Source organism: Neoroseomonas marina, from assembly GCF_012927745.1.
In the GTDB taxonomy this organism is placed as follows: domain Bacteria; phylum Pseudomonadota; class Alphaproteobacteria; order Acetobacterales; family Acetobacteraceae; genus Neoroseomonas; species Neoroseomonas marina.
On record NZ_JABBKX010000001.1, the window covers coordinates 451860 to 477058 of the forward strand.

A 25199-nucleotide genomic window follows, 5' to 3' on the forward strand; every position below is an offset into this window, starting at 1 on the left:
ATTCTAGCGCCGCCCGCCGGGCGGCAGTGTGGCGAAGCAGAAGCCGCGGGCCTGGAGGCCGGTGATCGCCTCCTCCAGCACGTTGGCGTAGGGATCGCGCCGGCTGCGGACGCCCCAGTGCATCACCAGGACCTCCCCGTCGCGGATGGTGGCGAGCGCCCGGCGCGCCAGCGCGGCGTTGGGCTGGGTGTCGCTCGACAGCTCGTCGCCGAGGAAGCCGTTGGCGGTCCAGCCCTGGTGGTGCAGGCCGCAGGCCTCGGCCATGCGGACCGCGTTCGGCGTGGTGATGCCGCCCGGCGCGCGCCAAAGCGGCAGGACAGTGGCATCCGGTGCGGCCTCGCGCAGGCGCTCGATCGGGCGGGCCAGTTCGCGGCACATGCCGGCCTGGTCGAGGACCTCCTCGCCTTCCCGCGTGCGGGACACGTAGCGGACGCGGCCCGGGCCGGCATCGGCGCGGAAATACCAGTGGCGGTCGGTGTGGCTGGCGAAGACATGGCCTTCCGCCGCCCGGGCGCGCCAGAAGGCGGCCCAGCCTGGGCCGAGGCTGCGGTCCCCCGTCACCGTGGGTTCGTTGGCCACGAACAGGGTCGCGCGGACCCCATGGCGGCGCAGGATGGCGGCGATCTGCTCGGCTTCCCGCCCCCAGCCGGTGTCGATGGTCAGGTAGACCGTGCCCGCCCGGCACTGGGCCGGCGCCTGCGCCGCCGCCGGGATGGCGGCGGCCAGCGCGAGGACGAGGCCGAGGAGCGCGCGGCCCCGCCTACTGCTCGCCACGGCGCGGCTGGACGAAGACGCCATGCGGGCTGCGGCCGACTCGGATCAGCTCGACATCGCCGGACCGCGGGTCGAAGCGCGCGATGCGCCCGGTCCACCGCAGCGTGGTCCAGAGCCGGCCATCCGGGTCGAAGGCGATGTCGTCCGGCCCGCCGGGCAGTTCGATCACGCGCCGGACCTCGAGCGTGCTCGGGTCCAGTTCGGCGAGGCGGCTCTGCACGCGGCTGGTCAGCCAGATCGAGCGCCCGTCCGGCGCAACGAACACCTGGTGGGCGCCGCGGCCGATCGGGATCGTGCGTTCGACCTGCTGCGTCTCGGGGTTCAGCACGGCGAAGCTGTCGGTCCCCATCACCCCGACGATCAGCTTGCCGCGGTGCCAGGCGATGCCGGCGGGCTCGCGCCCGACCGGGGTTTCCCACAGCATCTGATGGGTCTCGAGGCTGATCGCCGCGACCATGCCCGTGCCCTGCAGCGTGACGAAGGCCGTCCGGCTGTCCGGGTTGAACGCGATGTGGGAGGGCTTGTCCGGCGTCCGCAGCCGCGCGACGAGCTGCGGGCCGCGGGCGTCGTAGATATCGACCTGGTTCCGCCGCAGGCTCGCCACCACCAGGTACCGCCCGTCCGGCGAATAGGCCAGGTGATAGGGGTTCGAGATGCGTTCCCGCCGGCGCGTCTCGCCGGTGTTCGGGTCGACGAAGAAGATCTCGTTGCCGCCGGAATCCGCGATCAGCAGCTCCCGCCCATCCGGCGACAGCACCAGGTGGTGCGGTTCCCGCAGCATCGGGAAACGGCGGATTTCCTGGCGCGTGAAGCCATCCAGGATGGACACCGACGCATCGCCGGAATTGAGGACGTAGACGAGGTCCGCCGCGGCCGGCCTGGCCTGCAGCAGGAGGGGGAGAAGAAGGAGGGCTGCGAGGCGGCGCATGGACTCGTAGGGGGTTCGGGGCGACGGAAAGGGGGGCTCCGCCGCGCCGGAACCTGCGCCCCCGCCGCGCCCGGCGCAAGTACGGAGTGGGGCACCGCGAGGCTATTCAAAATACTCCTCGCGGCGCATCCGCGCGTCCGGCGCGAACCCGGCGCCGGACCCCCGAACGGCGCCTCAGCCGCCTTTCGGCACGAAGGTCAGCGACACCCCGTTCATGCAGTAGCGCAGCCCCGTCGGCTCCGGCCCGTCCGGGAAGACATGGCCGAGATGGCCGCCGCAGCGGGAACAATGGACCTCGGTCCGCGTCATGAAGAAGGACCGGTCCGTCGTCGTGCCGACCGCCCCCTGGTCGATCGGGGCGAAGAAGGACGGCCAGCCGGAGCAGCTCTCGTATTTCGTTTCGGCTTCGAACAACGGCTGCCCGCAGCCGGCGCAGGCGAAGGTGCCGGGGCGCTTTTCCTCATTGAGCGGGGAGGTGCCGGGGCGCTCGGTGCCGTGCTGGCGCAGGACGCGGAAGGCCTCGGGGGAGAGCGCCTCGCGCCACTCGGCCTCGGTCTTGGTCACGGCATAGGTGTCGTCGGACTTCATGGCTCGGTCTTCCTTGTCTGGGCTGGGACGGGGAGGGCTCTGCCCCCCCCGGAACCCCACCCGCCAAAGGCCGAAAGGCCTTTGGAAACCAAAACGGGTTCCGAGGGCCTTTCGGCCCTCGGTGGGGGAGTTCGAGGGGGCGACGCCCCCTCGTCTAGGCCGCCGGACGCTTGACGCGATCGGCGAAGACCTTCCGGAACTTCAGCACCTTCGGCGCCACGACGGCCCGGCAATAGCCCGACCAGGGGTTGCGGGCGAAGTAGTCGTGATGCTCCGGCTCGGCCGGCCAGAAGGGGGCCTCGGGCACGAGTTCGGTCACCAGCGGGCCGTCCCAGATGCCGGCCTTCTCGACCTCGGCCATCACGGCACGCGCGGTCGCGGCCTGCTCATCCGAATGGGTAAGGATGATGGAGCGGTATTGCGGCCCCACATCCGCCCCCTGCCGGTCCTTCGTGGTCGGGTCGTGGATGGTGAAGAAGACCCGGAGAAGGTCGGCGTAGGACAGTTCCTTCGGGTCGAAGACCACGCGGACCACCTCGGCATGGCCGGTCTTCTTGCCGCAGACCTCCTCGTAGGAGGGGTTCTCGACATGCCCGCCAGCATAGCCGGACATGACCGAGACCACGCCCCGCAACTCCTTGTACACCGCCTCGAGGCACCAGAAGCAGCCACCGCCGAGGGTGGCCGCCTCGTGTCCCGCCTGCGCGATCATCCTGTCCTCCATCGGTTGGCTCATCATGTTCGCCATGTGGGGAGGAAAGGTCACGCGAGGAAGACGAAGTCCCCCGCATGCAGCGCGGCCTTGGATACGCCGGTCAGCTGAACGGAAGCCTCGGGCGAGAAATCGATGATCGCTCCGCCGGCGGCATCGCGCGTCGCCGCCATCACGGCACTGAAATTCGCGAAGGGCAGGCCCTGCAGCAGGATGCGGTCCTGGCCGGGGGTGAAGTCGCGGATGGCGTCCACGCCGGAATGCGCGCCGAAGACGAAGGTATCCGCGCCGCCCTCGCCCCACATCAGATCGTTGCCGCCGGCCCCGGTGATGGTGTCGTTGCCGTCCTTGCCGAGCAGCCGTTCCGCCGCCGCGCTGCCCGTGATGCGGTTGGACAGCGCGTTGCCGGTGCCGGTGATGGGGCCGGAGACGAACAGTTCCTCGACATTGTCCGGCAGCACGAAGCCCGACCCTCCCAGGGCAATGACGACATCCCAGCCCTCGCCCGGGTTCTCGTAGATCGCCTCGACCTGCTGGGAGGCGATGTAGATGTCGTTCCCCGGCCCGCCATACATGATGTCGTAGCCCAGGCCGCCATCGAGCCAGTCGTCGCCGTTCCCGCCATAGAGCACGTCGGTGATGCTGTCGGTGCCGCCGAACAGGCTGTCATTGCCGTCCTCGCCATACAGCGTGTCGCTGCCGAGGCCGCCATCGACGATGTCCGCCCCGTTGCCGCCAAGGATGACGTCGGTCCCGGCCTCCCCGTAGAGCCGGTCATTGTCGTCGCGGCCCTCGATGCGGTCGTTGCCGCCGCCGCCCCGGATGGTGTCGTCGCCGGCGTGTCCGATCAGCCGGTTGCGGCCCTCATTGCCCTGGATGCCGTTCGCCAGCGGATTGCCGACGCCGAAGATGTCCCCGGTCCCGTCCTCGAGCACCAGCCACTCGACATCGGGGCCTAGGAAATGCCCGACCGTCGCAAAGACGGTGTCGATGCCCTGGTTGGGCAGTTCCACGACGCGGTCGAGATCGCTGTCGACGCGATAGACGTCGTCCCCGGTGAAGCCGGTCATGGTGTCGGCGCCGGCGCCGCCGTCGAGGGTGTCGTTGCCCTCCGCGCCCTCGAGCTTGTCATTGCCGGCATCGCCCATGACAGAGTCATTGCCAGGCCCGCCGACCAGGCGGTCCTCGCCATCGCCGCCGACCACGGTGTCGTTGCCGCCGAAGGCGATGATGGTGTCGTTGCCGGCACGGCCCTCGATCCGGTCGTCGCGCTGCGTGCCGTCGAGCGAATCCCCGAAGGCCGACCCGCGCAGCAACTCGAACCCGGTGATCGTGTCCCAGGCGGCGCCGTCCCAGGCCGCGCCCGCGAAGAGCTGGACCGTCACCGGTCCCGCCGCCCCCGCATAGGTCAGCAGGTCGTTGCCCGTGCCGCCGTCGAGATAATCGGCCCCCGGCCCGCCCTCGATGGCGTCGTCCCCGGCGCCGCCGAGCAGCGTATCCCCGCCCGCCCCACCTCCCAGCGTATCGGCGCCGTCCTTGCCTTCCAGCCGGTCGTCCCCCGCCCCGCCGATCAGCCGGTTGCGCCCGGAGGTGCCGAGCAGCGTCACCGCCAGGGCGACGGCCGAGGCGTCCACGCCCTCGAAGCCGCGGGTGATGCCGCCGCCCGCGACCTGATCGATCTGGCTGTCCAGCGTGACCGTGACCGGCGCGGTCACCACCAGCAGGTCGGTGTCGTCCCCGCCATCGAGGAAGCTGTCGAGCGGATCGTAGGTGACGGTGTCGTCGCCCGCCCCGGCATCGATGGAATCCGCCCCGGCGCCGCCCTCGATCAGGTCGGAGCCGTCGCCGCCGATGAGGGTGTCCGCACCGTCCCCGCCGCGCAGCGTGTCGAGGCCGATGCCGCCATAGAGCCAGTCGTTGCCGTCCCCGCCCTCGAGCGACTCCCGCCCGTCCGCGCCCCACAGGCTGTCATTGCCGGCCCCGCCGATGACGGTGTTGCGGGCGAGGAAGCCGTCCACCTCCTCGATCCCCGGGCCTTCGACGAAGACCTCGTCGTCGCCCTCCCCGCCCTCGATCCAATCGTTGCCGGCCCCGCCCCACAACTGGTCCGCGCCGCCGAGGCCGATCAGCGTGTCGTTGCCGTCCCCGCCCAGCAGCCGGTCGGTCAAGGCCCCGCCCACGAGGCTGTCGGCGCCGCCAAGGCCGAAGGCCTCCTGCCCGGACTCCGCCGCGACCAGCGTGTCCGCTGCGGCCGTGCCGACGAGCACGCGGAAGGTACCCTCCGCGAAGGCTGCGGGGTCCAGCGCGACCGACCCCCAGGCGCCGGGCGAGCCGAGCCGGATGACGGCATCGTCGATGTCGAGCACCAGGTCCTGGTCGAGATCGATGACGAACCAGCCGCCCGCCGCCTGCCCGCCCTGCACCGCCGGCTGCCACCAGGCCTGGTAGTAGCCGGGCCCGACACCCGCCCCCGCCAAGGCATTTCCGTAGCTGGGCCCGCTCGACAGGTCCCGCGCCGCCAAGGTCCCGCGCCAGGCGAGCGGCCCCGGCCCATAGGCACCGCCCACCATGCCCCCCACGAGGCCGAGGGAGAGGATGTCGCCCTCGCCCGGCTGGAAGTCCTGGACCCAGTCCGCGGCCGCGCCCGTGCTCTCCGCGAGGTCCTTGGTCGAGAGGTCGACGACGAAGAGGTCGGGCCCCGCGCCGCCGATCATCACATCGGCCCCGAGCCCGCCGAGCAGCGTGTCCGCCCCCGCCCCGCCATCGAGCCGGTCGGCCCCGTCCCAGCCATAGAGCAGGTCGGCATCCTCCCCGCCTTCGAGCCAGTCGTCACCCGCATCGCCCCAGAGCAGGTCGTCCTCGGTGCCGCCGAGCAGCGTGTCCCGCCCCGCCCCGCCGAACAGCATGTCGGAGCCGGCGCCGCCGATCAGCGTGTTGCGGTCGTCCGGACTCTCGATCTCCGGCGCCCAGGGATCACCGGCGAAGAGCGTGTCCCAGCCATCGCCGCCATCGAGGAAATCGCTGCCGGCATCGCCGTGCAACTCGTCCGAGAAATCCCCGCCGAGCAGCGTGTCGTTGCCGGTGCCGCCGAACAGCACGTCGACGCCGCCGCCGCCCGAGAGGGAATCGTCCCCGCCCTCCCCCCACATGATGTCGTCGGTCCAGCCGAGGCCTTCCAGCACGTCGCCATCCGGCCCGCCGACGAAGCCGCCGAACTGGGTGGCGAAATCCTCGGGCGTCAGCACGCTGGCGGTCTCGCCCTCTGCGAGCGCGATGCGCAGGAACAGATCCGACGGGTCGAAGCGACCGTTGTCGTTGGCGTCGACCCAGAGCTCGAAGCGCCAGGCCTGGCCCTCGACCACGCGCCAGACGATGTCGGCGATGCCGTCGCCGATCCAGGCGGCGGGCAATTGCTCGCCGGATTCCGCATAGCCCTCGAAGGCGAAGTCGACGGCAGTGACGTGGAAGGCGGTGAGCAGCCCGATGGTGAACATGGAGGGCAGCGCGATCCGGTCCCCGCCGGCCTGGCCCGCGCCCTGGACATCGAGGATCAGGTCCGGCGTCGCCGGCGGGCTGAGCGCGCCCGCGGTGTCGAACAGGAACAGGTCCTCCCCCACCCCACCCGAGAGCACATCCGCCCCGAGCCCGCCCGCGATGGTGTCCGCCCCGCCGCCGCCCGAGAGCGTGTCGTCCCCGGCGCCGCCGTCGAGGCTGTCGCCCGCCGCGCCGCCGGTCAGCAGGTCGTCCCCCGCCCCGCCGAGCAGCGCCATCGCGGCCACCGCCGCCGACCCGTCCAGCACCAGCCGGGAGCCGAGCGGCTGGGCCGAGGCGTCGACGGTGAAGACCGCGCCCTCGGCGGGCGTCGCCGTCGCGACCGTGGCGGCGTCGAGCACCAGGCTCACATCGCCGGCGCCGATCTCGAAGCGTTCGACCCGCTGGACCGTGCCGGGCGCGAGCGTGACCGAGACCGCACCGCCGAGCGCGAGCACATCGCCCGTCCCGTCCCCGCCATCGACGGAATCGGCTGCGGTCAGCGCGCCGCCGGCCTGGATCCGGTCGTCGCCAGCGCCGGCCGCGACGGTGTCGTTGCCGCCGCGGTCGATGCCGATCCAGTCGCCTTGCGCCGTCCCGGTCCGCAGGCTGCTGCCGGTGCTGTCGAGCACCAACAGGCTGCCGTCCTGGAACACCAGGTCCGCCCCGGTCAGCCCCGCCCCACCGAGCGTGAGGTTCAGCAGCCGCACCGTCATCCCACCCGAGCTGACCAGCAGGTCGGACCCCGCGACGAGGAAGGACAGCGAGGCCGCCGGGTACCCCGCCGGGAAGACGAGAAAATCCTGCGTCGGATCGAAGACGAGGCTCGCGCCCGCGACGTCGGTGAAGAGGTAGTTGGCCATCGCATCCTGCGACCCGGGGGACGGCAACGCATGCCGCAGCCGGGCTGAAGGGAGCGTGAACGGCGCCAGGCCGGGCGGCTGGACGCCGCGCGGGGGCCGGGCCAAGGTCGGCGCATGAGCATCGCCGCCGCCATCCTCCCGGTCACCCCGTTCCAGCAGAACTGCACCCTGATCTGGGACGACGAGACGAAGGAAGGCGTCGTGGTCGATCCCGGCGGCGATGCCGACAAGATCCAGGACGCGATCCAGCAGACCGGGATGAAGGTGCAGCGCATCCTGCTGACGCACGGGCATCTCGACCACGCCGGCGCGGCCGCGGAACTGGCCGAGGCGCTCGGCGTGCCGATCGAGGGCCCGCACCTCGCCGACGAATTCCTGCTCTCCGGACTGCCGCAGCAGGGCGCGCGCTATGGCATGGAGTGCCGCGCGGTGACGCCCGATCGCTGGCTCGAGGAAGGCGAGACGGTCGAGATCGCCGGCCACGAATTCGCCGTGCTGCATTGCCCGGGGCACACGCCGGGGCATGTGGTGTTCGTGTCGACCGCGCTCGGCTTCGCGCTGGTGGGGGACGTGCTGTTCCAGGGCTCGGTCGGCCGCACCGACTTTCCCTATGGCGACCACGCGGTGCTGATCGCCGCGATCCGGGAGAAGCTGTTCCCGCTCGGGGACGACATCCAGTTCATCTGCGGCCACGGGCCGGGATCCACCTTCGGGACCGAGCGCCGCACCAACCCCTATGCGGGAGACGCCGCGTGAGCATCATCCAGGCTGAGGTTTCGCCCATCCCCCCGGCGCGGCCGGAGGCGGTGGGCATGTCCTCCGCACGGCTGGCGAAGATCCGCCCCGCGCTGGAACGCGAGGTGGCGGAAGGCCGCTTCCCCGGCGGCGTGGTGGCGATCGCGCGCGACGGGCGGCTCGTGCATCTCGAGGCGGTCGGCTACCTGGATGCCGAGGCGCGCGTGCCGATGCGCCCCGATGCGATGTTCGCCATCGCGTCCATGACCAAGCCGGTCTGCGGCGTCGCCGCGCTGACGCAGGTCGAGGACGGCCGGCTGCTGATGTCCGACCCGGTCGGCGCCTATGTCCCGCCGCTGATGACGATGCAGGTCGCGAAGCCGACGCCGGGGATGCTGTCCGGCGACGGCCCGATCGAGACCGAGCCGCAGCGGCGCCCGATGACCGTACAGGACGCCGCGCGCCACACGACGGGCTTCGTCTATGGCGGCTTCGGCGCGACGGCAGTGCATGCGGCGCATCCCGGTTCATCCTTGACGGTCGCGAACGAGCATGACGCGGGCAGCCTCGCGCAGGCGCTCGCCGCCACGCCGCTGCGCCACCATCCGGGCGAGGCCTGGGAGTACGGCTTCTCGACCGACGTCCTCGGCCTGGTGACGCAGGCGGTGGGCGGGGCCTCGCTCGGCACCATCATGCGGCAGCGGATCTTCGAGCCGCTCGGCATGATGGAGACCGGCTACGTGCTGCCCGCGGGCGCGGCGCCGCGCTTCGCCAAGGCGCTGCCGACCTGCCCGCTGACGGGAAAGCCGCAATCCGTCGCCGCGCCGCTTGCGGCGCCGAAGCTGGAAGTGGGCGGGGCGGGGCTGGTCTCGACGGCCTCGGACTATCTGCGCTTCGCCGAGATGCTGCGCGCCGGCGGCACGCTGGGCGGGGCGCGGGTGCTCTCGCCGGCGACGGTGCGCTGGATGGGCTCGGACCATCTCCAGGGCATCACGGGCGGGCCGGACCGGATGGATCCGGGGCTGACGGGCTACGGCTTCGGGCTGACCGTCTCGGTGCGGAGGAATGCGGGCGGGTCGGCCTTCATGGGCGCGCCGGGGGCCTTCGGCTGGTCGGGCGTCTTCGGTACCTTCTTCTGGGTCGATCCGGCGGAACGGCTCGCGGTGGTGCTGATGGCCCATGCGCCGGGCGAGATGCGGCTGCGCTACCGGCGGCTGATCAACATGCTGACCTACCAGGCGCTCGAGGCCTGACGCCCATCAAGCGGCGTCATGGAAGATGACGCCGAGGGTATGGCGCCGACCGCTGCGGATGCGGCTGACGCCGTGGCGGAGCGTGACGCGGTAGGTGCCGCGCGTGCCGCGCACCGGGCGGTGGTGGACGGCGAAGATCACGCCCTCGCCCTGGCGCAGCGGCACCGCCTCGGCGCGGGATTGCATGCGCGGGCGCTGTTCGGTCAGGACGAACTCGCCGCCGGTGAAGTCCCGCCCCGGTTCCGAGAGCAGGATCGCGACCTGCAGCGGGAAGACGTGCTCGCCATACAGGTCCTGGTGCAGGCAGTTGTAGTCGCCGGCCTCGTAGCGCAGCAGCAGCGGCGTCGGGCGCAACTGGCCCGCCGCGTGGCAGCGGGCCAGGAAGTCGGCGTGGCGCGCCGGGAAACGCGGGGCGAGATCCAGCGCCTCGTTCCAGCGGTTCGCGACGGGGGCGAGATGCGGCCAGAAGCCTTCCCGCAGCGCCGTGACGGGTGCCGGCAGCGGGTTGGCGAAGTATTTGTACTCGCCGCGCCCGAAGCCGTGGCGGGCCATGACGATGCGGCTGCGGAAGCCGTCCTCGCGGTCATAGAGGGCGGCGAGCGCGGCGCAGTCTTCCGGCGTCAGCAGCGGTCCCGTCGTCGCGCAGCCGAAGGCGTCGAGGTCGGCGGCGATGCGCGGCCAATCCAGCGTAGCGATCACAACGCGCCCTCCTGCACCAGCAGCGCCCGCTTGCGCGCCGCGCCCCAGCGCCAGCCGCCGGTCCCGCCCGCGGCCGGCACCACGCGATGGCAGGGCACGGCGAGCGCCACCGGGTTCGCCGCGCAGGCCCGCGCGACGGCACGCGCGGCGCCGGGGCGGCCGATGCGGGCAGCGACCTCGGCATAAGTCACGGTACGGCCGGGCGCGATCTCCCGCAGCGCGGCCCAGACGGCGCGCTGGAAGGGCGTCCCATGGAGGTCGAGGGGCAGGTCGGCGAGGGTCATGGTGGGGTTCTCCTGTCCCGACCGTGATGCCCCGGATCGCTCGCGGCGCGCCTTCCGGGCGTTGCGGCGGCGCGATCCGTGCCATCATGGCCCCGCGCATCCAAGGGAGGACCCGCGCCATGGTGATCGTCCAGGTCAACTACACGCGCCCGGCCATGCCCAAGGCCGAATGGGAAGCCCGCTACACCGACGACCGCGCGAAGCAGTTCCTCGCCGTGCCCGGGCTGCAGTGGAAGATCTGGCTGGACGGCGAGGAGGAACGCCGCGCCGGCGGCATCTACCTCTTCGACAGCCGTGCCAGCGCCGAGGCCTATGTGAACGGCCCGATCGTCGCGCGCATGAAGGCGAACCCGGACATCACGGAGCTGCAGATCCGCATGTTCGACGTGCGAGAGCGCATGACGGCGATCACCAACGGCCCGGTGCCGGGGCTCGCGATGGCGGCGGAATAGGCGCCGCGCGCTACGCCAGGTCGCCGCGCCGCCGCAGGGCGGCGACCGCCTTGGCGACGATGGCCGGCGGTTCGGGATCGACATCGAGGTCGATGACGTCGGCCTCGGTGTCCGGCGGTTCGAGGGTCGCGAACTGGCTCGCGATCAGCGAGGCCGGCATGAAGTGTCCGGTGCGTGCGGCCTGGCGCGCCATGATCAGTTCCGGCGCGCCGGTCAGGTGCAGGAAGCGCAGATCGGCATGGCCGTCGCGCAGCACCTCGCGATAGGCGCGCTTCAGTGCCGAGCAGCCGATGATGACCGGCGCACCCGCCGACCGCGCCTGCCCGATGCGCGCGGCGATGGCGCGCAGCCAGGGCCAGCGGTCCTCGTCGGTCAGCGGCTTGCCGGCGGACATCTTCGCGACGTTGGACTCAGGGTGGAAGGCGTCGCCGTCCTCGAAGGTCCAGCCGAGGCGCTCGGCCAGCGAGGTGCCGATGGTCGACTTGCCGCAGCCCGACACACCCATCACGACGATGGCGGCGACCGGCATCAGGCCTTGGGCTCCAGATGCCCGCCGAAGCCCGCGCGCATGGCGGACAGCGCCTTGCCGGAGAAATGCCCCTCGTCGCGCGAGGCGAAGCGGGAGAACAGCGCCGCGGTCAGCACGGGGGCGGAGACGGCGGTCTCGATCGCCTGCTGCACGGTCCAGCGGCCTTCGCCGGAATCCCCCACGCGTCCCGAGTATTTCTCCAGGTCCGGATCCTTGGCGAGTGCCGCCGCCGTCAGGTCGAGCAGCCACGACGTGACGACCGAGCCGCGCCGCCAGACCTCGGCGACATCGGCGACGTCGACGCTGATGCGGTGCTCCTCGGGCAATTGCAGGCTGTCGGCATGGCGCAGCAGGTCGAGGCCCTCGGCCAGCGCCTGCATCATCCCGTACTCGATGCCATTGTGGACCATCTTCACGAGATGCCCGGCGCCGTGGCCGCCGCAATGCAGCCAGCCTTCCTCGACATTGGGGGCGCGGCCCTCGCGACGCGGCGTGGCGGGAATGCTGCCGCGGCCTGGCGCCAGGGCGGCGAAGATAGGAGCGAGGCGGGCGACGGGCGCCGCCTCCCCGCCGATCATCAGGCAATAGCCGCGCTCGAGCCCCCAGACGCCGCCGGAGGTGCCGATGTCGAGGTAGTGCACCCCCTTCGCCTTCAGCGCCTTGGCGCGGCGGACATCGTCCTTCCACTGGGTGTTGCCGCCATCGATGGCGACGTCGCCGGGGGAGAGCAGGTCGCCGAGCGTCGCGATGGCCTTCTCGGTCGGCGGGCCGTGCGGCAGCATCACCCAGACGGCGCGCGGCGCGGCAAGGTCCGAGACGACGCCGGCGAGGTCCGCCGCACCGGTCGCGCCATCCGCGACCACGGCAGCGATCGCGGCCGGGTCCTTGTCCCAAACCACGCAGCGATGGCCTGCGCGCATCAGCCGGCGCGCGATGTTCGCGCCCATGCGCCCGAGGCCGACGATCCCGATCTCCGCCATGCGGCTTCCCCCCTTGGGCCTTCGGGATGCTTGCCCGAGCGCGGGGGCCGGCGCAACGCCCGTTCAGCCCCCGCCGCGCCGCCGCTGCAGCAGCACCACCCCGCCGATCGCCAGGCCGATGACGACGAAGGAGACCGCTGTCGTCACCGTGCCGAGCGCATAGAGCACCGGCGTCGTGACGTTGGTGGTCATGCCGTAGATCTCGAGCGGCAGGGTGTTGAAGGTGCCGGCGGTGTAGAGGCTGCGCGCGAACTCGTCGTAGGAGAGGGTGAAGCCGAACAGGCCGACGCCGATCAGCGAGGGCAGCAGGATCGGCACCACGACGTGGCGGATGGTCTGCCACAGCGTCGCGCCGAGGTCGCGCGCCGCTTCCTCATAGGCCGGGGAAAAGCGGTTGAAGACGGCGAACATGATCAGCAGGCCGAAGGGCAGTGTCCAGGTGAGGTGCGCGCCGAGGCCCGAGGACCACCAGGCGGGATCCACCCCGATCAGCCGGAACATCAGCCCGATGCCGAGGGAGATCAGCACCGAGGGCACGATCAGGCTCGCCACCGCCAGGTAGAACAGCGCCGTCGATCCCGGGAAGCGCCGGCGGAAGGCGAGGCCCGCCATGAAGGAGACGACGACGGTGACGACGGTCACGATCGCGCCGAGCATCAGCGACCGCAGGAAGGATCCGCCGAAATCGCCGACCATCTGGGTCTCGAACAGGTTCGCGAACCAGCGTGTGGAGAAGCCGCGCATCGGGAAGGTCAGCCCGCCCTCCGGCCCCTGGAAGGAGAGGACGACGATCGTCACCGTCGGCCCGTAGAGGAAGGCGACGAAGAGCGCGAAGAAGGCCGCGAGCGGCCAGAAGGCGCGGGACCGCCGGCCGCCCTGCATCAGAGTTCCTTCCGGATGTCGACGACGCGCAGCATGGCCGCGATCATCAGCAGCACGACGACCAGCAGGACGACGGCGTTCGCCGCGGCGGCGGGGTACTGCAGCAGCGACATGGCGTTGACCATCATCAGCCCGACCGAGGCGGACTGCCCGCCGCTCATCAGCCGCACGGTCACGAAGTCCCCCATCACGACCGCGACGACCAGGATCGAGCCGATGGCGATGCCGGGGCGCGCGAGCGGGATGATCACGTTGCGCAGGACCTGCCATTCGCTCGCACCTGCGTCGCGCGCCGCCTCGACCAGGGACCGGTCGATGCGGACCATGGAGTTGAAGATCGGCACCACCATGAACAGCGCGTAGAGGTGGACATAGGCGAGCACCACCGCGAAGTCGGAGAACAGCAGGAATTCCAACGGCTGGTCGATCGCGCCCATCGACAGTAGCGCCGAGTTCAGGATCCCGTTCCTTCCGAGGAAGGGGATCCAGGAGATCATGCGGATGACGTTGGAGGTCCAGAAGGGGATGGTGCAGATCAGGAAGAGCACCGTCTGCATCAACGCCGAATGCACATGGAAGGCGAGGAAGTAGGCGACGATGAAGCCGATCGCGAGGCAGATCGCCCAGGTGACTGCGGCGAACCACAGTGTCAGTAGGTAGGTCTTCCAGGTGATGGGCGAGAGCAGCAGTTCCTCGTAGTTCGTCCAGACGAAGGCGGGGAACATGCGGACGCTGTCGTAGTCGAAGAAGGACACGACGACGATGGTGCCGATCGGCACCAGCAGGAAGGCGAGCAGGATCAGCGCGAGCGGCGACGCCAGCGCCAGTGCCGCAACCCTACCCCTCATCGCCACCCCACCTCACGCGACACCGAGAAAAGGCGGACCGAGGCAATGCCTCGGTCCGGGAGCGCAAAGCGCGACCGCGCCCAGACCGCCCGCGGTCACCTGCGCACCAGTGCACGGCGCGCAAGCCAAGCCGGCGGATGCCGGCGCCGGCGCTTGAGGACAAACATCACGACGCTATGAACTGGTTCCACTTCTGGACCATGTAGCGGTCCTCATCCATCACCGCGTTCCAGCAGGCGACGGCCCCCATGCGCTGTTCGAAGGACCCGCCGTCGCGCACCGCGCCGGCGCGTTCCATCACCTGGCCCTGCGGGTTCTTGATCTCGCCCTGGGCCGGCTTGCCTTCCATCCAGTAGCCCCACTCGTCCGCGGTCATGTGCTGGCGCGCGGTCTCGAGCACCGCCGAGTAGTAGCCCTGGCGGTTGAGGTAGGCGCCGACCCAGCCCGAAAGGTACCAGTTGATGTACTCATAGGCGGCGTCGAGCTGCAGGCCGCGCAGGTGCTTGGCCAGCGCCAGGCCGCCGCCCCAGGCGCGGTAGCCTTCCTCGAGCGGCTGGTAGACGCAGGGGATGCCGCGCGACCGCACCGCGGTGACGGCGGGCGACCACATGGACTGGATGACGACCTCGCCGGAAGCCATCAGGTTCACGCTCTCGTCGAAGGTCTTCCAGAAGGCGCGGAACTGGCCGGCGCGCTTGGCCTGGATCAGGAAGTCGATGGTCTTGTCGATCTCCGCGCGGGTCATGTTGCCCTTGTCGCCGTAGCGGATGACGCCGCCGCTCTCGCAGATCATCGCCGCGTCCATGATGCCGATGGACGGGATGTTGAGGATCGACGTCTTGCCCCGGAAGGCGGGGTCCATGATGTCCTTCCAGTTCCTGATCGGGCGACCAACCAGGTCCGGACGGATGCCGAGCGTGTCGGCGTTGTAGATCGTCGGGATCATGGTGAACCATTGGGTCGGCGCGGCGGCGAAGCGCGTGCTGCCGGGCCCGTCGACGAAGCCCACCGTGTTCGGCGCGGTACCCTGCGCGATGGTCGATGTCGGGGTGAGCTTCCCGGTGGTGAAGATCGGCACGATCTTGTCGAACAGCCGGATCTTCGAGGTGTCCATCGGCTGCAGCACGCCGGCGGGGAAGACCTTCTTGCAGATCCAGTATTCGATGTCGGCGATGTCGTAGGAATTCGGCTGCGTCACCGCGCGCTGCGTCACCGCGTCGGAATCGAGCGCGGTCATCTGCAGTGTGATGCCCAGGTCTTCCTTGCACTTCTCGGCGATCGCGTTCTGGTTCGACACGCCGGTGCCGAACTGGCGCAGCACGACGTTGCGGATGTTCTGCGCCCAGATGGTCGGGAAGCCAGTGACCGCCCCGGAACCGAGCGCGGCGCCCGCCACGCCGCCGAGAAGCTTGCGCCGGGCGATGCCCTTGCTCTGTCCTGCCTTGGTCTCGACCATGTCAGTCTCCCTTTGCAGAGGAACGCGACGGCGACCTGCCGCCGCGCCGCGTGTCACGCGATGGCGTGCATGTCCTCGGGCTTCCAGCCGAGCGAGACGGCCTCGCCCGGATGCACCGGATCGGCGAAGAAGGCGGCTTCGGGCAGCACGGCGGAAAGCGGCTCGAGCCCCTCCACCGCGAGGCCGACCGCGACGGTCGCGCCGAGGTATTCGACCGATCGCACCGTGCCGGACAGCGGCAGTTCCGCTGCGCCCGGACGCGCGAGCATCATGCGGTCCGCGCGCACGGCGACGTGCCGTGCCCCGCCGGGCGGCGCCGGAATGGGCAGGCCGTCCGCGAGCGCGATGACGTTGTGCCCGCCGATGAAGCGCGCGACGAAGGCGGTGGCCGGGTGGTTGAAGACCTCACGCGGCGGGGCGGCCTGCTCGATGCGGCCGTGGTTCATCACCACCACGAGGTCAGCGAGTGCCATCGCCTCGTCCTGGCTGTGCGTCACATGCACGAAGGAGATGCCGAGCCGCGTCTGCAGCGCCTTCAGCTCCTCCCGCATCCGGACGCGCAGGAAGGGGTCGAGGGCGGAGAGCGGTTCATCCAGCAGCAGCACCGAAGGATCGGTGATCAGCGCGCGGGCAAGTGCGACCCGCTGCTGCTGCCCGCCCGAGAGCTGCGCCGGCAGGCGGTCGGCATGGGCCGTCATCTCGACGCGGGCGAGCATCTCGGCGGCGCGCGCGCGGCGCTCGGCCTTGGGCACGCCGCGCATCTTCAGGCTGAAGGCCACGTTGTCGGTGCAGGAAAGATGCGGGAACAGCGCGTAGGACTGGAACATCATCGCGGTGCCACGGCGGGCCGGCGGCAGGTCGGTGATGTTCTCGGCGCCGAGGAGGATGTCGCCCTCGGTCACCGTCTCGTGCCCGGCGATCATGCGCAGGGTGGAGGTCTTGCCGCAGCCCGACGGGCCCAGCAGGCAGCAATAGGTCCCGGCGGGAATGCGCAGCGCGATGCCGTCGACGGCGGCGACCGCGCCGTACCGCTTGGTCACCGCGACGAGTTCGATATCCGCGCCCTTGGCCATGCCGCTCCGCGTCCGTGGTGGCGGCGCCTCGCGGCGCCCGCACCGGCGGTAGCAATCATCGGGCCATCGTCATCCGGGTGGGCCGTTCCGGTCCCCCGCCCCGGTCGGCCAGGCGGGCGCGCATCCTGCGTCCCGCCTGCCCAAGAAGAAGGCAGTCAGCCTGCCAGCGAGGCGCGCACCCGGCCGATGAAACCGTCCATCGCCGTCGGATTGGTCCAGCGCAGCACGGCGACGATGCCGCTCGACGGGTCCACCCAGGTCAGGTTTCCGCCGGCGCCCGAGGCGCAGAAGGCGTCCCGCGCGGCCGAGGGATACTTCTTCCCATCCGAGTTCAGCCACCACAGGAAGCCGTAATGCGGGTTCAGCTCGCAGGCTTCGGTGGACAGGCCGATCCAGGCGGCGGGAATGACGAACTGGTCGTTCCACAGCCCACGGGCGAGCGCGAGCAGCCCGACCCGCGCCTGGTCCTCGGCATGGATCGAGATGCCGCCGCCCCAATGCGTCCCGCCGGGCACGGATTGCACGCGCCGCCCGTCCTCGAGCGTGACCCACGACGTGCGATAGCCATCCCAGCGCCAGTCGGACGATCCGCCGATCGGCCCCAGGATGCGCTCGCGGAACACCTCGGGCAGCGGCTTCTGGAAGACGCGCAGCAAGGAGAGCGACAGGCGGTTCACCCGCACGTCGTTGTATTCCCAATGCGTCCCTGCGGGCTCGAGCGCGCGCTCCCCCTTCTTCCCCTGCCCCTCGACGCCGAGGTTGCGGCCGCGGTCGATCGCATCCGCCTTGCCGAACAGCTCGCCCTCCCATTCGGAGGTGTTGGTCAGCAGGTGCCGCCAGGTGATCGGGGCGTTCTGCGCGCTGTCGAAGCCGCCATCGTCCACCAGTTCGCGCACCGGGCGGTCGATGTCCGGGATCAGCCCGTCCGCGACGGCGATGCCGGTCAGCAGCGAGAGGTAGGATTTCGCGACGGAGAAGGTCTGGCTCACCTCCCGCGTGTCGCCCCAGCGGGCGACGAGCACGCCGTGGCGCGTGACCAGGCCGCAAGGCGCGCCACGCGGCCAGAGGGGACCGAGCACCTCGTTGCCCGGCGGCGGCTCGAAGGCGCCACGGCCGATATGGCCGGCGAGATCGTAGGGCCAGGGCGTCTCGTGCGCGGCGGCGAAGGCGACCGCCTCGGCCAGCTTCGCGGCATCGAAGCCGAGCTCGGCGGGGGCGGCCTCGGGCCAGGGGGCGGGGTGGGCGGCGGGGAAGGTGATGCTCATGGCCTTCCTATGCGCCAGCGGGCCGGGGCCGTTAAGCCCCGGGGGCGCCTTGCCCGCGCCGCGGGGCGCTCCCATTCTCCCTGCACGGCACGACCCGACAGGAGCCCGCCATGGACACCGCCCCCGCGACCGCCGGCCGGCTCGAGATCGTCTCGGACGCCATCTGCCCCTGGTGCTGGATCGGCAAGACGCATCTGGACGGGGCGCTCGAGATCCTGCGTGCCGAGGGCCTGACCTTCGACATCGGCTGGCTGCCCTACCAGCTGAACCCCGACATGCCGACCGAAGGCGTCGAGCGTGCGACCTATCGCGCGCAGAAGTTCGGCTCGCTGGAACGCTCCCAGCAACTGGATGCCCAGGTGGCGGAGGCCGGGCGCGCCGCGGGCATCGAATTCCGCCACGACCTGATGCTGCGCACGCCGAACACGGTCGAGGCGCACCGGCTGATCCGCCTGGCCGGGCCTGCCGGCGTGCAGCACGCGGTCGCGGAGCGGCTGTTCCGCGCCTATTTCCAGGAGGGCAAGGACATCGGCGACCGCGCCGTGCTGTCCGCCGAGGGCGAGGCCGCCGGCATGCCCGCCGAGGCCCTGGCCGCCTTCGCGGCGGGCGGCGCGGCGCGCGAGGAGGTGATGGGCGAAAGCCTCGGCCTCGCGCAGGCAGGAATTTCCGGCGTGCCGTCGTTCCTGCTCGACCGGCACCTGCTCTTCTCGGGCGCGATGCCGGCCGAACGGATGGCCGCCGGCTTCCGCCGCGCGGTCGAGATCCTGAAGGCGCAGGCGGCCTGACCGCCGGGCGTCAGACCGGAGGGCTGTGCATCCAGGGATAGCCGCGCCGCGCCTGCTCCTCGGCATGGCTGAACAACGCGCGCATGTAGTCGCGGTCGAAGCGCGCCTGCGGCATCGGCGCGAAATCGTCGCCGATCAGGGCGAGGTTGAAGCCGATCCCGTCGCGCTCGGTGTTCTGGTAGATGCGCCAGACATCGCCGAGGCCATTGGCGCGGATCAGCGCGGCGATGGCGCGCTCGGCAATCGAGACGGACCACAGGCCGACCGGCGGCCGCGCGCCGCTCAGACGCGCGTTGCAGATGACGTAGGCGGCGGCCGAAGGCACCGGCAGCCCCTCGCGCAGGCGCTCACGCCGCCTTTCTCCCAGCGCGGAGGGATAGACGAAGGTCTGCGCCAGGGCGCCGCCGTCGACATGCATCTCCTGGTAGCGGCGCCCGCCCTGCGTCACGTCGATCATGCTGGGCGGGAACAGCCCGGGGATGGCGGCGGAGGCCAGCAGGATCTCCCGCATCAGCGGGAGCGCGCCGGGACGCCCGCTGGCCGCAATGGCGCCGAGGTTCCACCAGACCGCCGTCTGCGCGTCGAGGTTGACCGTCCCGACCAGCAGCAGCCGGCCTTCCTCGTGCCCGCGGGCGATGTCCTCCATCATGCGGGCATCGAGGTGCCGCGCGATGGTGTTCATCAGCGGCGCGTTGTCGGCGAGGCTTTCCCCCACCACGCCGTCGATCCAGCCCCGGCGGCGCAGCACCTGGTCCGCCGTCATGGTGGTGAAGAGCTCGCGCAGCTCGGCATCGCGCGAGGGGCCGATGAAGGCGAAGGGGGCGATCAGCGCCCCGACGCTGACGCCGCTGACGATGTGGAAGGTCGGGCGCGTCCCCTGGGCGGCCCAACCCGTCAGCAGCCCCGCGCCGAAGGCCCCGTTCTCCCCGCCGCCCGACAGCGCGAGGATCTGCTTGTCGAGCAGAGGCTCGGCCGAGGCGGGCAGGCCCATGGCAACCTGGCGCCGCCGCGTCGCGTCCGCGAGGCCGCGCAGCATCGCCTCGGTCCCGCCCGGGGCCGAGAGCATGAAGCGTTCGTTGGGGATGCCCAGGGCGGAGGCTTCCGCCGCATGGCCCATCGGCACCGCCGGGCCGCGCGGGTCGGGCCGGCTGCCCTGGACCCATGCCCCGGCCAGGCCGACGCCCCCCAGGGCCAGCATTCCGCGCCGCGTGTATCCCATCATCGCCCTCGCAGTCATTCGGGCGGCACGCCGTCCGGGTGGCGACAGATGGGGCCGTCGATACCGCAATCAAATGAGCGGCGCGCGCCTCAGACCCCCGTCGCCCACAGGGCTAGTTCCGCCGCCGCCCAGGCCAGCGCCAGGAAGGCGGTGAAGTCCCGCATGGCGCGGCGGGCCGGCCGGGCCGGCTTGGCCGGCACGAAGCGGACCATGAGGGGGAGCGGCGGGATCTCGAGGGAGGGATCGGTCGCGGTGCGCGTGCTCATGCGATGATAAGAACAAAACAAGAACATTAACGCAAGCGGTTCTGTGCGTCGGCGCACACCGGCCATCCCGCCTGCGGTCTTGTGCAGAGGCCGTTCCGCCGCCGAGTATGTCCCCCGGTTCCAGCGGAGCGCCCGTTCCATGTCCGACTTCCCCGACCATCGCCTCGCGCGGCGCCTCGTCGTGGTCCGGCTCGCTGCTGCGGGCGGCGCCGCAGCCCTGCCCGGGGCTTCCCTGGCGCAGAACACCAAGGGGGACAGCGGCGGCGCGCCGACGCCCAGTCCCGCCCCTGCGCCGCCCCCCGCACCAGCGCCACCCCCGCGTCGCGCGCCCGCCGGGCCATCCGACAACGATCCGGGCGACCCGCCCGGCCAGGGGCGCGGCGGCGGCAACCCGCCGGTGAAGGGCGGGCAGCGTCAGCCGCAGACCGGCATGACGGACGCGGACCCGAACGATCCGCCGAATGGCGGTCGCGGGTCGCAAGGTGGGGGCCGGCCCCGCACCGGCGTCAGCGACGCGGACCCGGGCGATCCGGCCGGCGGTGGTCGCGGAGCCCAGGGGGGAGGCCGCCCGCGGACCGGGGTCAGCGACGCCGATCCCGGGGATCCGGCGGGCGGAGGGCGTGGCGGCGGCGGAGGTGGCGGCCGCGGCGGGGTCAGCGATGCCGATCCCGGGGACCCGCCAGGCCGTGGTCGCGGCGGCGGTCCTGGCGGCGTGAGCGATGCGGATCCCGGCGATCCGCCCGGCCAGGGCCGCGGCGGCGGACGTGGCGGCGGGGTGAGTGACGCCGATCCCGGCGATCCGCCGGGCCAGGGTCGCGGTGGCGGTGGCGGCCGCGGCGGCGGGGTCAGCGATGCCGATCCCGGCGATCCACCGGGCCAGGGGCGCGGCGGCGGCGGTCGCGCACCGGCCGGTCCGTCCGACAACGATCCGGGTGACCCACCCGGTCAGGGTCGCGGCGGTCGGAGTGGCCCGATCAAGACCTGATTAACGCGCGGGACGCGCCCTGCGACGCGTCTCAAAGTTTGGTCTAATTTTAGAGACGGCAGGCCATGCTTCCTCTGCCCGGCGCCACGCGGCGTCGGCGCGGAAGTGGAGCCTGCGCCATGCCGATCACGCTCGACCCGTCCGGTCCGAACGCCGTCACCGTCGGGTCCTTCGACCGGCTGACGGGTGGGGCCTACGACGACGATGTGACGGTAACGGCGGGCCTGCCCGACGCCATCGTCGACCTCGGCGCGGGGAACGATGTCCTGCGCCTCGCCTCGGCCCCGAACCTCGTCACCGTCAGCGGGGCGGAGACCGTCTATGGCGGCGGTGCCGCCGACACCGTCACACTGCTGACGCCGCTCGCCGGCGGCCGCATCGACCTGCGTGGCGGCAACGACGTCGTCCGGCTGTCCGACGGCGGCAATCGCGGCACGATCGTCGCGGCGGAGACCATCCTCTCCGGCAGCGGGGACGACGACCTCTCCTTCTCGCCCTGGGGGCCGGGTGCCTATTTCAGCCTCGGCGCCGGACGCGACAGGCTCAGCCTCGCCTCCTGGCTCAGCCATGCCATCGTGATCGCGCCGGACGTCGAGACCGTCATCTCGGGGTCCGGCGACGACATCGTCACCGTCACCGGGCCGGCGCCGGGGCTGCGCCTCGATCTCAAGACCGGCAACGACACCGTTGTTCTCGCGGACGGGGACAACGCCGTCACGCTGCTCGGCGTCGAGACCCTCCTCGCCGGCACCGGCAACGACACCATCGTCGTCGAGGGCCGCGCGACCGGACGCTATGTCCTCGGCGCCGGCGCCGACATCCTGCAACTCGGCGACGGTGGCAGCGCGCTGACGGTCGCGGGGGCGGAAACCATCCTCGGCGGCGCCGGGCAGGACGAGATCACGCTCGAGGCCGTCACCGGGCCCGTCCACCTCTCCCGTATCGAGGCGGTGACCGGCAGTGCCGGCATCGATGCGATCCGCCTGGCCGATGGCGGCAATGCGATGGTGCTCCGCGGGATCGAGAGCGTCGCGGGCGGTGCCGGGGCCGACAGCCTGCTGCTGCTGGGTGGCGGCGACGTGACCGTCACGGGCATCGAGACGCTGCGCGGCAGCGCGGCGGAGGACCGCATCGCGCTGCGCGACCGCATCCTCGACGGCGTGATCGACCTCGGCGCGGGGCTCGATGCGCTGGTCCTCGCCGATGGCGGCAACCGCCTGCGCACGGGCGGGACCGAGACGCTGCTCGGCGGCAACGGCGCGGACGAGGTGACGCTGTCCGGCGCCATCGCGGACGGCATCATCGACCTCGGTGGCGGCGCGGATCGCCTGGTCATCCGGGGCGGGCCGGTCACCGCGCGCGTCAGCAATGTCGAGGCGATCGAGGGCGGCGGCGGGGACGAGGACCTGACCCTGCTCAGCGTCGCGCCGGCCGCGGTCAACCTCCACGGCGGCCAGGACCGGCTGCGCCTGGCCGATGGCGGCAACACCATCACCGTCGCCGGCATCGAGACGCTGATCGGCGGCGGCGGCGCCGAGGACGTCACCATTGCGCACGGCACGACCGGCATGGTGATCGACCTCGGCGCCGGCGCCGACCGGCTGATGCTGGGCGGCCGGGCGAATGCGGTGCGCCTCGCGGGCGTCGAGACCGTCACCGGCACCGCGGGGGATGACGACGTCACCTTCACCGCGGCCGCAGATGCGCTGCTGTCCCTGGGCGGCGGGCGCGACCGGGTGTTCCTTTCCGACGGCGACGACGCCGTGCGACTGCGCGGGGTCGTGTTCCTCAACGCGGGCGGCGGCAACGACGTCGTGACGCTGCTCGACACCGTCTCCGGCGCCCAGTTCCACCTCGGCGACGGGCTCGACCGCATCGTGCTGGCGAACGGCGGCAATGCGGTCGGCGTCATCGCCGCCGAGACCGTCACCGGCGGCAGCGGCGCCGATGCCGTCATCTTCGGCGGCATCGTCGGATCGGCCGTGGTCGATCTCGGCGGCGGGTCCGACACGCTGTCCATACTGCGTGGCGGCAACCGCATCGCCGTCGCCAACACGGAACTCGTCATTGGCAGCGACGGCGCGGATACCATCGACCTGGCCGGCGGGGCGGATGGCGTGACGCTGCGCCTCGGCGGCGGCGTCGATCACCTGCTGCTGGGGCCGGGGACGAACCGTGTCACGCTCGCCGATGTCGAGGTCATCACGGGGAACGCGGGCGACGACACGGTCACGCTGACGCGCGGGCTCGTGGGCGGGACGATCGACCTGGGCGGCGGGACGGACCGGCTGGTCCTCGGGCCGGGGATGAACGTGCTGACAATCGCGAATGTGGAGGTGCTGACCGGCGCGGCGGCGAGCGACCTCGTCACCCTCTCCCGCGCGCCGGGACTCGTCTCGGTCGCGCTGGGTGCCGGGCGGGACATGCTGACGCTGGGCGATGGCGGGCTGCGCGTCGCGACCAGCGGCACCGAGATCGTCCATGGCGGGGCGGGCGCGGATTCCGTCTCGCTGCTCAGCGGCAATCCGGCTGCCTGGCTCGACGGCGGCGGCGGCAACGACACGCTGACGGGGGCGGAGGGTGCGGACACCATCATCGGCGGCGCGGGCATCGACCGGCTGACCGGCGGGGCGGGCGCGGACCTGTTCGTCTTCACCGCCGCGGGGCACAGCAGCGCCGCTGCACCGGACACCATCATCGGCTTCAACCCGGCTGAGGGCGACGGCATCCTGATGGTCGGCATCGCCGATGGCGTCGACTGGCGCGGCGGCCTCGGCTTCACCGGGACGGGCCATGCCGAGGCACGCTTCGACGAGGCCGCGCGCATCCTGCGCATCGACCTCGACGGCGATGCGCAGGCGGACATGGCGATCGCGCTGCCGGGCCTCGCGACGCCGGCGGGGCCGCCCGCCTGGCTGGTCTGGGTCTAGCGCGCGCCGAGCATCTGGCGGGCGACGATCAGGCGCATGATCTCGTTCGTGCCCTCGAGGATGCGGTGCACGCGCAGGTCGCGCACGATCTTCTCGATGCCGTAATCCGCCAGGTAGCCATAGCCGCCGAGCAGCTGCAGCGCCTCGTCCGCGATGCGGGAGCAGGTGTCGGTGACGAAGCGCTTTGCCATGGCGCACCAGGCGGTCGCGTCCGGTTCCTTCGCATCCAGCTTCGCCGCCGCGCGCCACAGCAGCGACCGCGCGGCCTCCAGCTCGATGCGCATGTCCGCCAGCCGGAACTGCGTGTTCTGGAAGTCCGCGAGCGCCTTCCCGAAAGCCTTGCGCTCCTTCACGTAGTCCAGCGCGATGTCGAGCGCGGACTGCGCCCCACCGAGCGAGCACGCCGCGATGTTCAGCCGCCCACCGTCCAGCCCCGCCATGGCGAAGCGGAAGCCGTGGCCTTCCTCGCCCAGCAGGGCGGTCGCCGGGACGCGCGCATTCTCGAAGATCACCTGGCGCGTCGGCTGCGCGTTCCAGCCCATCTTGCGTTCGTTCGCGCCGAAGGAGAGACCCTCGGTCTCCTTCGGGATCAGCAGGGCGGAGACGCCCGATGGCCCCTCCCCGCCCGTGCGCACCATCGTCAGGTAGAGATCCGACGCGCCGGCGCCCGAGATGAACTGCTTGGTGCCGTTCAGCACATAACCTTCGTTGTCGCGCGCCGCCCGCGTCCGCAAGGCCGCGGCATCCGATCCCGACCCCGGTTCCGTCAGCGCGTAGGAGGCGACGCGCTCCATGCTCGCCAGGCCCGGGAGCCATTCCGCGCGCTGCGCGTCATTGCCGAAGCGGTCGATCATCCAGGCGACCATGTTGTGGATCGACAGATAGGCCGAGACCACCGGGCAGCCGGTCGCCAGCGCCTCGAACACCACGGCGGCGTCGAGGCGGGTGAGGCCTGACCCGCCGCTTTCCTCCCGCACATACAGCGCGGCCATGCCGAGCTTCGCGGCTTCCCGCATCTCCTCGACGGGGAAGTGGCGCTGCTCGTCCCACCGGAGCGCGTTGGGTGCCAGGACCTCGCGGGCGAAGTCGCGCGCGACGGACTGCAACTCGCGCGTCGCCTCGGGCAGGTCGAAGACGTTGGTCATTGGATGGTCCCCCCGCG

23 protein-coding genes are annotated in these 25199 nt (G+C 71.7%); 6 read left to right on the forward strand and 17 right to left on the reverse strand.

Translation table 11 applies throughout. The features are described from left to right. Positions 1-3 precede the first annotated feature (3 nt). The 5 genes from GWK16_RS02175 to GWK16_RS02195 all read right to left on the reverse strand — a co-directional run bounded on the left by GWK16_RS02175 (position 4) and on the right by GWK16_RS02195 (position 7396). On the reverse strand, positions 4-774 hold the full coding sequence (locus GWK16_RS02175) for a polysaccharide deacetylase family protein (protein WP_338144374.1): 771 nt from the start codon (positions 772-774) through the stop codon (positions 4-6). Continuing rightward, a complete protein-coding gene (locus GWK16_RS02180) occupies positions 761-1702 on the reverse strand; it encodes a Vgb family protein (protein ID WP_170052324.1) in 942 nt (313 codons plus the stop codon). Before GWK16_RS02180 ends, GWK16_RS02175 begins: the two co-directional genes overlap by 14 nt. A gap of 174 nt (positions 1703-1876) precedes the next feature. Then, on the reverse strand, positions 1877-2290 hold the full coding sequence (gene msrB, locus GWK16_RS02185) for a peptide-methionine (R)-S-oxide reductase MsrB (RefSeq protein ID WP_170052325.1): 414 nt from the start codon (positions 2288-2290) through the stop codon (positions 1877-1879). Between the two features lie 154 nt (positions 2291-2444). After that, positions 2445-3014 (reverse strand): peptide-methionine (S)-S-oxide reductase MsrA, encoded by a 570-nt coding sequence (gene msrA, locus GWK16_RS02190; RefSeq protein WP_248291077.1) that lies wholly within the window; start codon positions 3012-3014, stop codon positions 2445-2447. A gap of 38 nt (positions 3015-3052) precedes the next feature. Then, positions 3053-7396 (reverse strand): calcium-binding protein, encoded by a 4344-nt coding sequence (locus tag GWK16_RS02195; protein ID WP_170052326.1) that lies wholly within the window; start codon positions 7394-7396, stop codon positions 3053-3055. A 114-nt stretch (positions 7397-7510) separates the two neighbouring features. Here GWK16_RS02195 and GWK16_RS02200 point away from each other — a divergent pair, with 114 nt between their 5' ends. Then, positions 7511-8152, forward strand: a complete 642-nt coding sequence (locus GWK16_RS02200; RefSeq protein ID WP_170052327.1) for an MBL fold metallo-hydrolase — start codon at positions 7511-7513, stop codon at positions 8150-8152. Then, positions 8149-9384: a serine hydrolase gene (locus tag GWK16_RS02205; RefSeq protein WP_170052328.1), complete on the forward strand. Its 1236-nt coding sequence runs from the start codon at positions 8149-8151 to the stop codon at positions 9382-9384. The genes GWK16_RS02200 and GWK16_RS02205 overlap by 4 nt, the downstream gene beginning before the upstream one ends. Before the next feature lie 6 nt (positions 9385-9390). On the opposite strand, the gene GWK16_RS02210 is transcribed toward GWK16_RS02205, so the two are convergent. Together GWK16_RS02210 and GWK16_RS02215 are read right to left on the reverse strand one after the other, a co-directional pair. Continuing rightward, positions 9391-10083, reverse strand: coding sequence for a 2OG-Fe(II) oxygenase (locus GWK16_RS02210; protein WP_338144375.1), 693 nt, complete (start codon positions 10081-10083; stop codon positions 9391-9393). Further along, a complete protein-coding gene (locus GWK16_RS02215; RefSeq protein ID WP_170052865.1) occupies positions 10080-10367 on the reverse strand; it encodes a methylated-DNA--[protein]-cysteine S-methyltransferase in 288 nt (95 codons plus the stop codon). The genes GWK16_RS02210 and GWK16_RS02215 overlap by 4 nt, the downstream gene beginning before the upstream one ends. 119 nt (positions 10368-10486) lie before the next feature. On the opposite strand from GWK16_RS02215, the gene GWK16_RS02220 reads away from it, so the two are divergent. Then, positions 10487-10819, forward strand: a complete 333-nt coding sequence (locus GWK16_RS02220; RefSeq protein WP_170052329.1) for a YdhR family protein — start codon at positions 10487-10489, stop codon at positions 10817-10819. Positions 10820-10829: 10 nt separating this feature from the next. Here the strand turns inward: GWK16_RS02220 and GWK16_RS02225 are convergent, their stop codons facing one another. From GWK16_RS02225 to GWK16_RS02255, 7 genes are all read right to left on the reverse strand, one after another. After that, positions 10830-11348, reverse strand: a complete 519-nt coding sequence (locus GWK16_RS02225; RefSeq protein WP_170052330.1) for a gluconokinase — start codon at positions 11346-11348, stop codon at positions 10830-10832. After that, positions 11348-12328 (reverse strand): phosphogluconate dehydrogenase (NAD(+)-dependent, decarboxylating), encoded by a 981-nt coding sequence (gnd, locus tag GWK16_RS02230; RefSeq protein WP_170052331.1) that lies wholly within the window; start codon positions 12326-12328, stop codon positions 11348-11350. The genes GWK16_RS02225 and gnd overlap by 1 nt, the downstream gene beginning before the upstream one ends. Before the next feature lie 63 nt (positions 12329-12391). After that, entirely contained in the window at positions 12392-13210 is an 819-nt protein-coding gene (locus GWK16_RS02235) for an ABC transporter permease (protein WP_170052332.1), read from the reverse strand. Next, on the reverse strand, positions 13210-14058 hold the full coding sequence (locus GWK16_RS02240) for an ABC transporter permease (RefSeq protein WP_170052333.1): 849 nt from the start codon (positions 14056-14058) through the stop codon (positions 13210-13212). The genes GWK16_RS02235 and GWK16_RS02240 overlap by 1 nt, the downstream gene beginning before the upstream one ends. Before the next feature lie 166 nt (positions 14059-14224). Continuing rightward, the gene (locus GWK16_RS02245) at positions 14225-15514 is read right to left on the reverse strand and encodes an ABC transporter substrate-binding protein (protein ID WP_170052334.1); all 1290 of its coding nucleotides are present in this window, start codon (positions 15512-15514) and stop codon (positions 14225-14227) included. 53 nt (positions 15515-15567) lie between these two features. Continuing rightward, positions 15568-16587 (reverse strand): ABC transporter ATP-binding protein, encoded by a 1020-nt coding sequence (locus tag GWK16_RS02250; RefSeq protein ID WP_170052335.1) that lies wholly within the window; start codon positions 16585-16587, stop codon positions 15568-15570. A gap of 155 nt (positions 16588-16742) precedes the next feature. Then, positions 16743-17852, reverse strand: a complete 1110-nt coding sequence (locus GWK16_RS02255; protein ID WP_170052336.1) for a serine hydrolase domain-containing protein — start codon at positions 17850-17852, stop codon at positions 16743-16745. Between the two features lie 110 nt (positions 17853-17962). On the opposite strand from GWK16_RS02255, the gene GWK16_RS02260 reads away from it, so the two are divergent. Next, complete coding sequence (locus GWK16_RS02260; RefSeq protein WP_170052337.1) at positions 17963-18637, forward strand: DsbA family oxidoreductase; 675 nt, start codon at positions 17963-17965, stop codon at positions 18635-18637. A 10-nt stretch (positions 18638-18647) separates the two neighbouring features. On the opposite strand, the gene GWK16_RS02265 is transcribed toward GWK16_RS02260, so the two are convergent. Both GWK16_RS02265 and GWK16_RS02270 read right to left on the reverse strand, forming a co-directional pair. Further along, positions 18648-19835 (reverse strand): patatin-like phospholipase family protein, encoded by a 1188-nt coding sequence (locus GWK16_RS02265; RefSeq protein WP_170052338.1) that lies wholly within the window; start codon positions 19833-19835, stop codon positions 18648-18650. Positions 19836-19945: 110 nt separating this feature from the next. Next, on the reverse strand, positions 19946-20122 hold the full coding sequence (locus tag GWK16_RS02270) for a hypothetical protein (RefSeq protein WP_170052339.1): 177 nt from the start codon (positions 20120-20122) through the stop codon (positions 19946-19948). 139 nt (positions 20123-20261) lie between these two features. On the opposite strand from GWK16_RS02270, the gene GWK16_RS02275 reads away from it, so the two are divergent. After that, the gene (locus GWK16_RS02275; RefSeq protein WP_170052340.1) at positions 20262-21107 is read left to right on the forward strand and encodes a hypothetical protein; all 846 of its coding nucleotides are present in this window, start codon (positions 20262-20264) and stop codon (positions 21105-21107) included. 119 nt (positions 21108-21226) lie between these two features. Continuing rightward, a complete protein-coding gene (locus GWK16_RS25485; RefSeq protein WP_170052341.1) occupies positions 21227-24037 on the forward strand; it encodes a beta strand repeat-containing protein in 2811 nt (936 codons plus the stop codon). Here GWK16_RS25485 and GWK16_RS02285 read toward each other — a convergent pair. Continuing rightward, entirely contained in the window at positions 24034-25182 is a 1149-nt protein-coding gene (locus GWK16_RS02285) for an acyl-CoA dehydrogenase family protein (RefSeq protein WP_170052342.1), read from the reverse strand. The genes GWK16_RS25485 and GWK16_RS02285 overlap by 4 nt on opposite strands. Between the last annotated feature and the right edge of the window lie 17 nt (positions 25183-25199).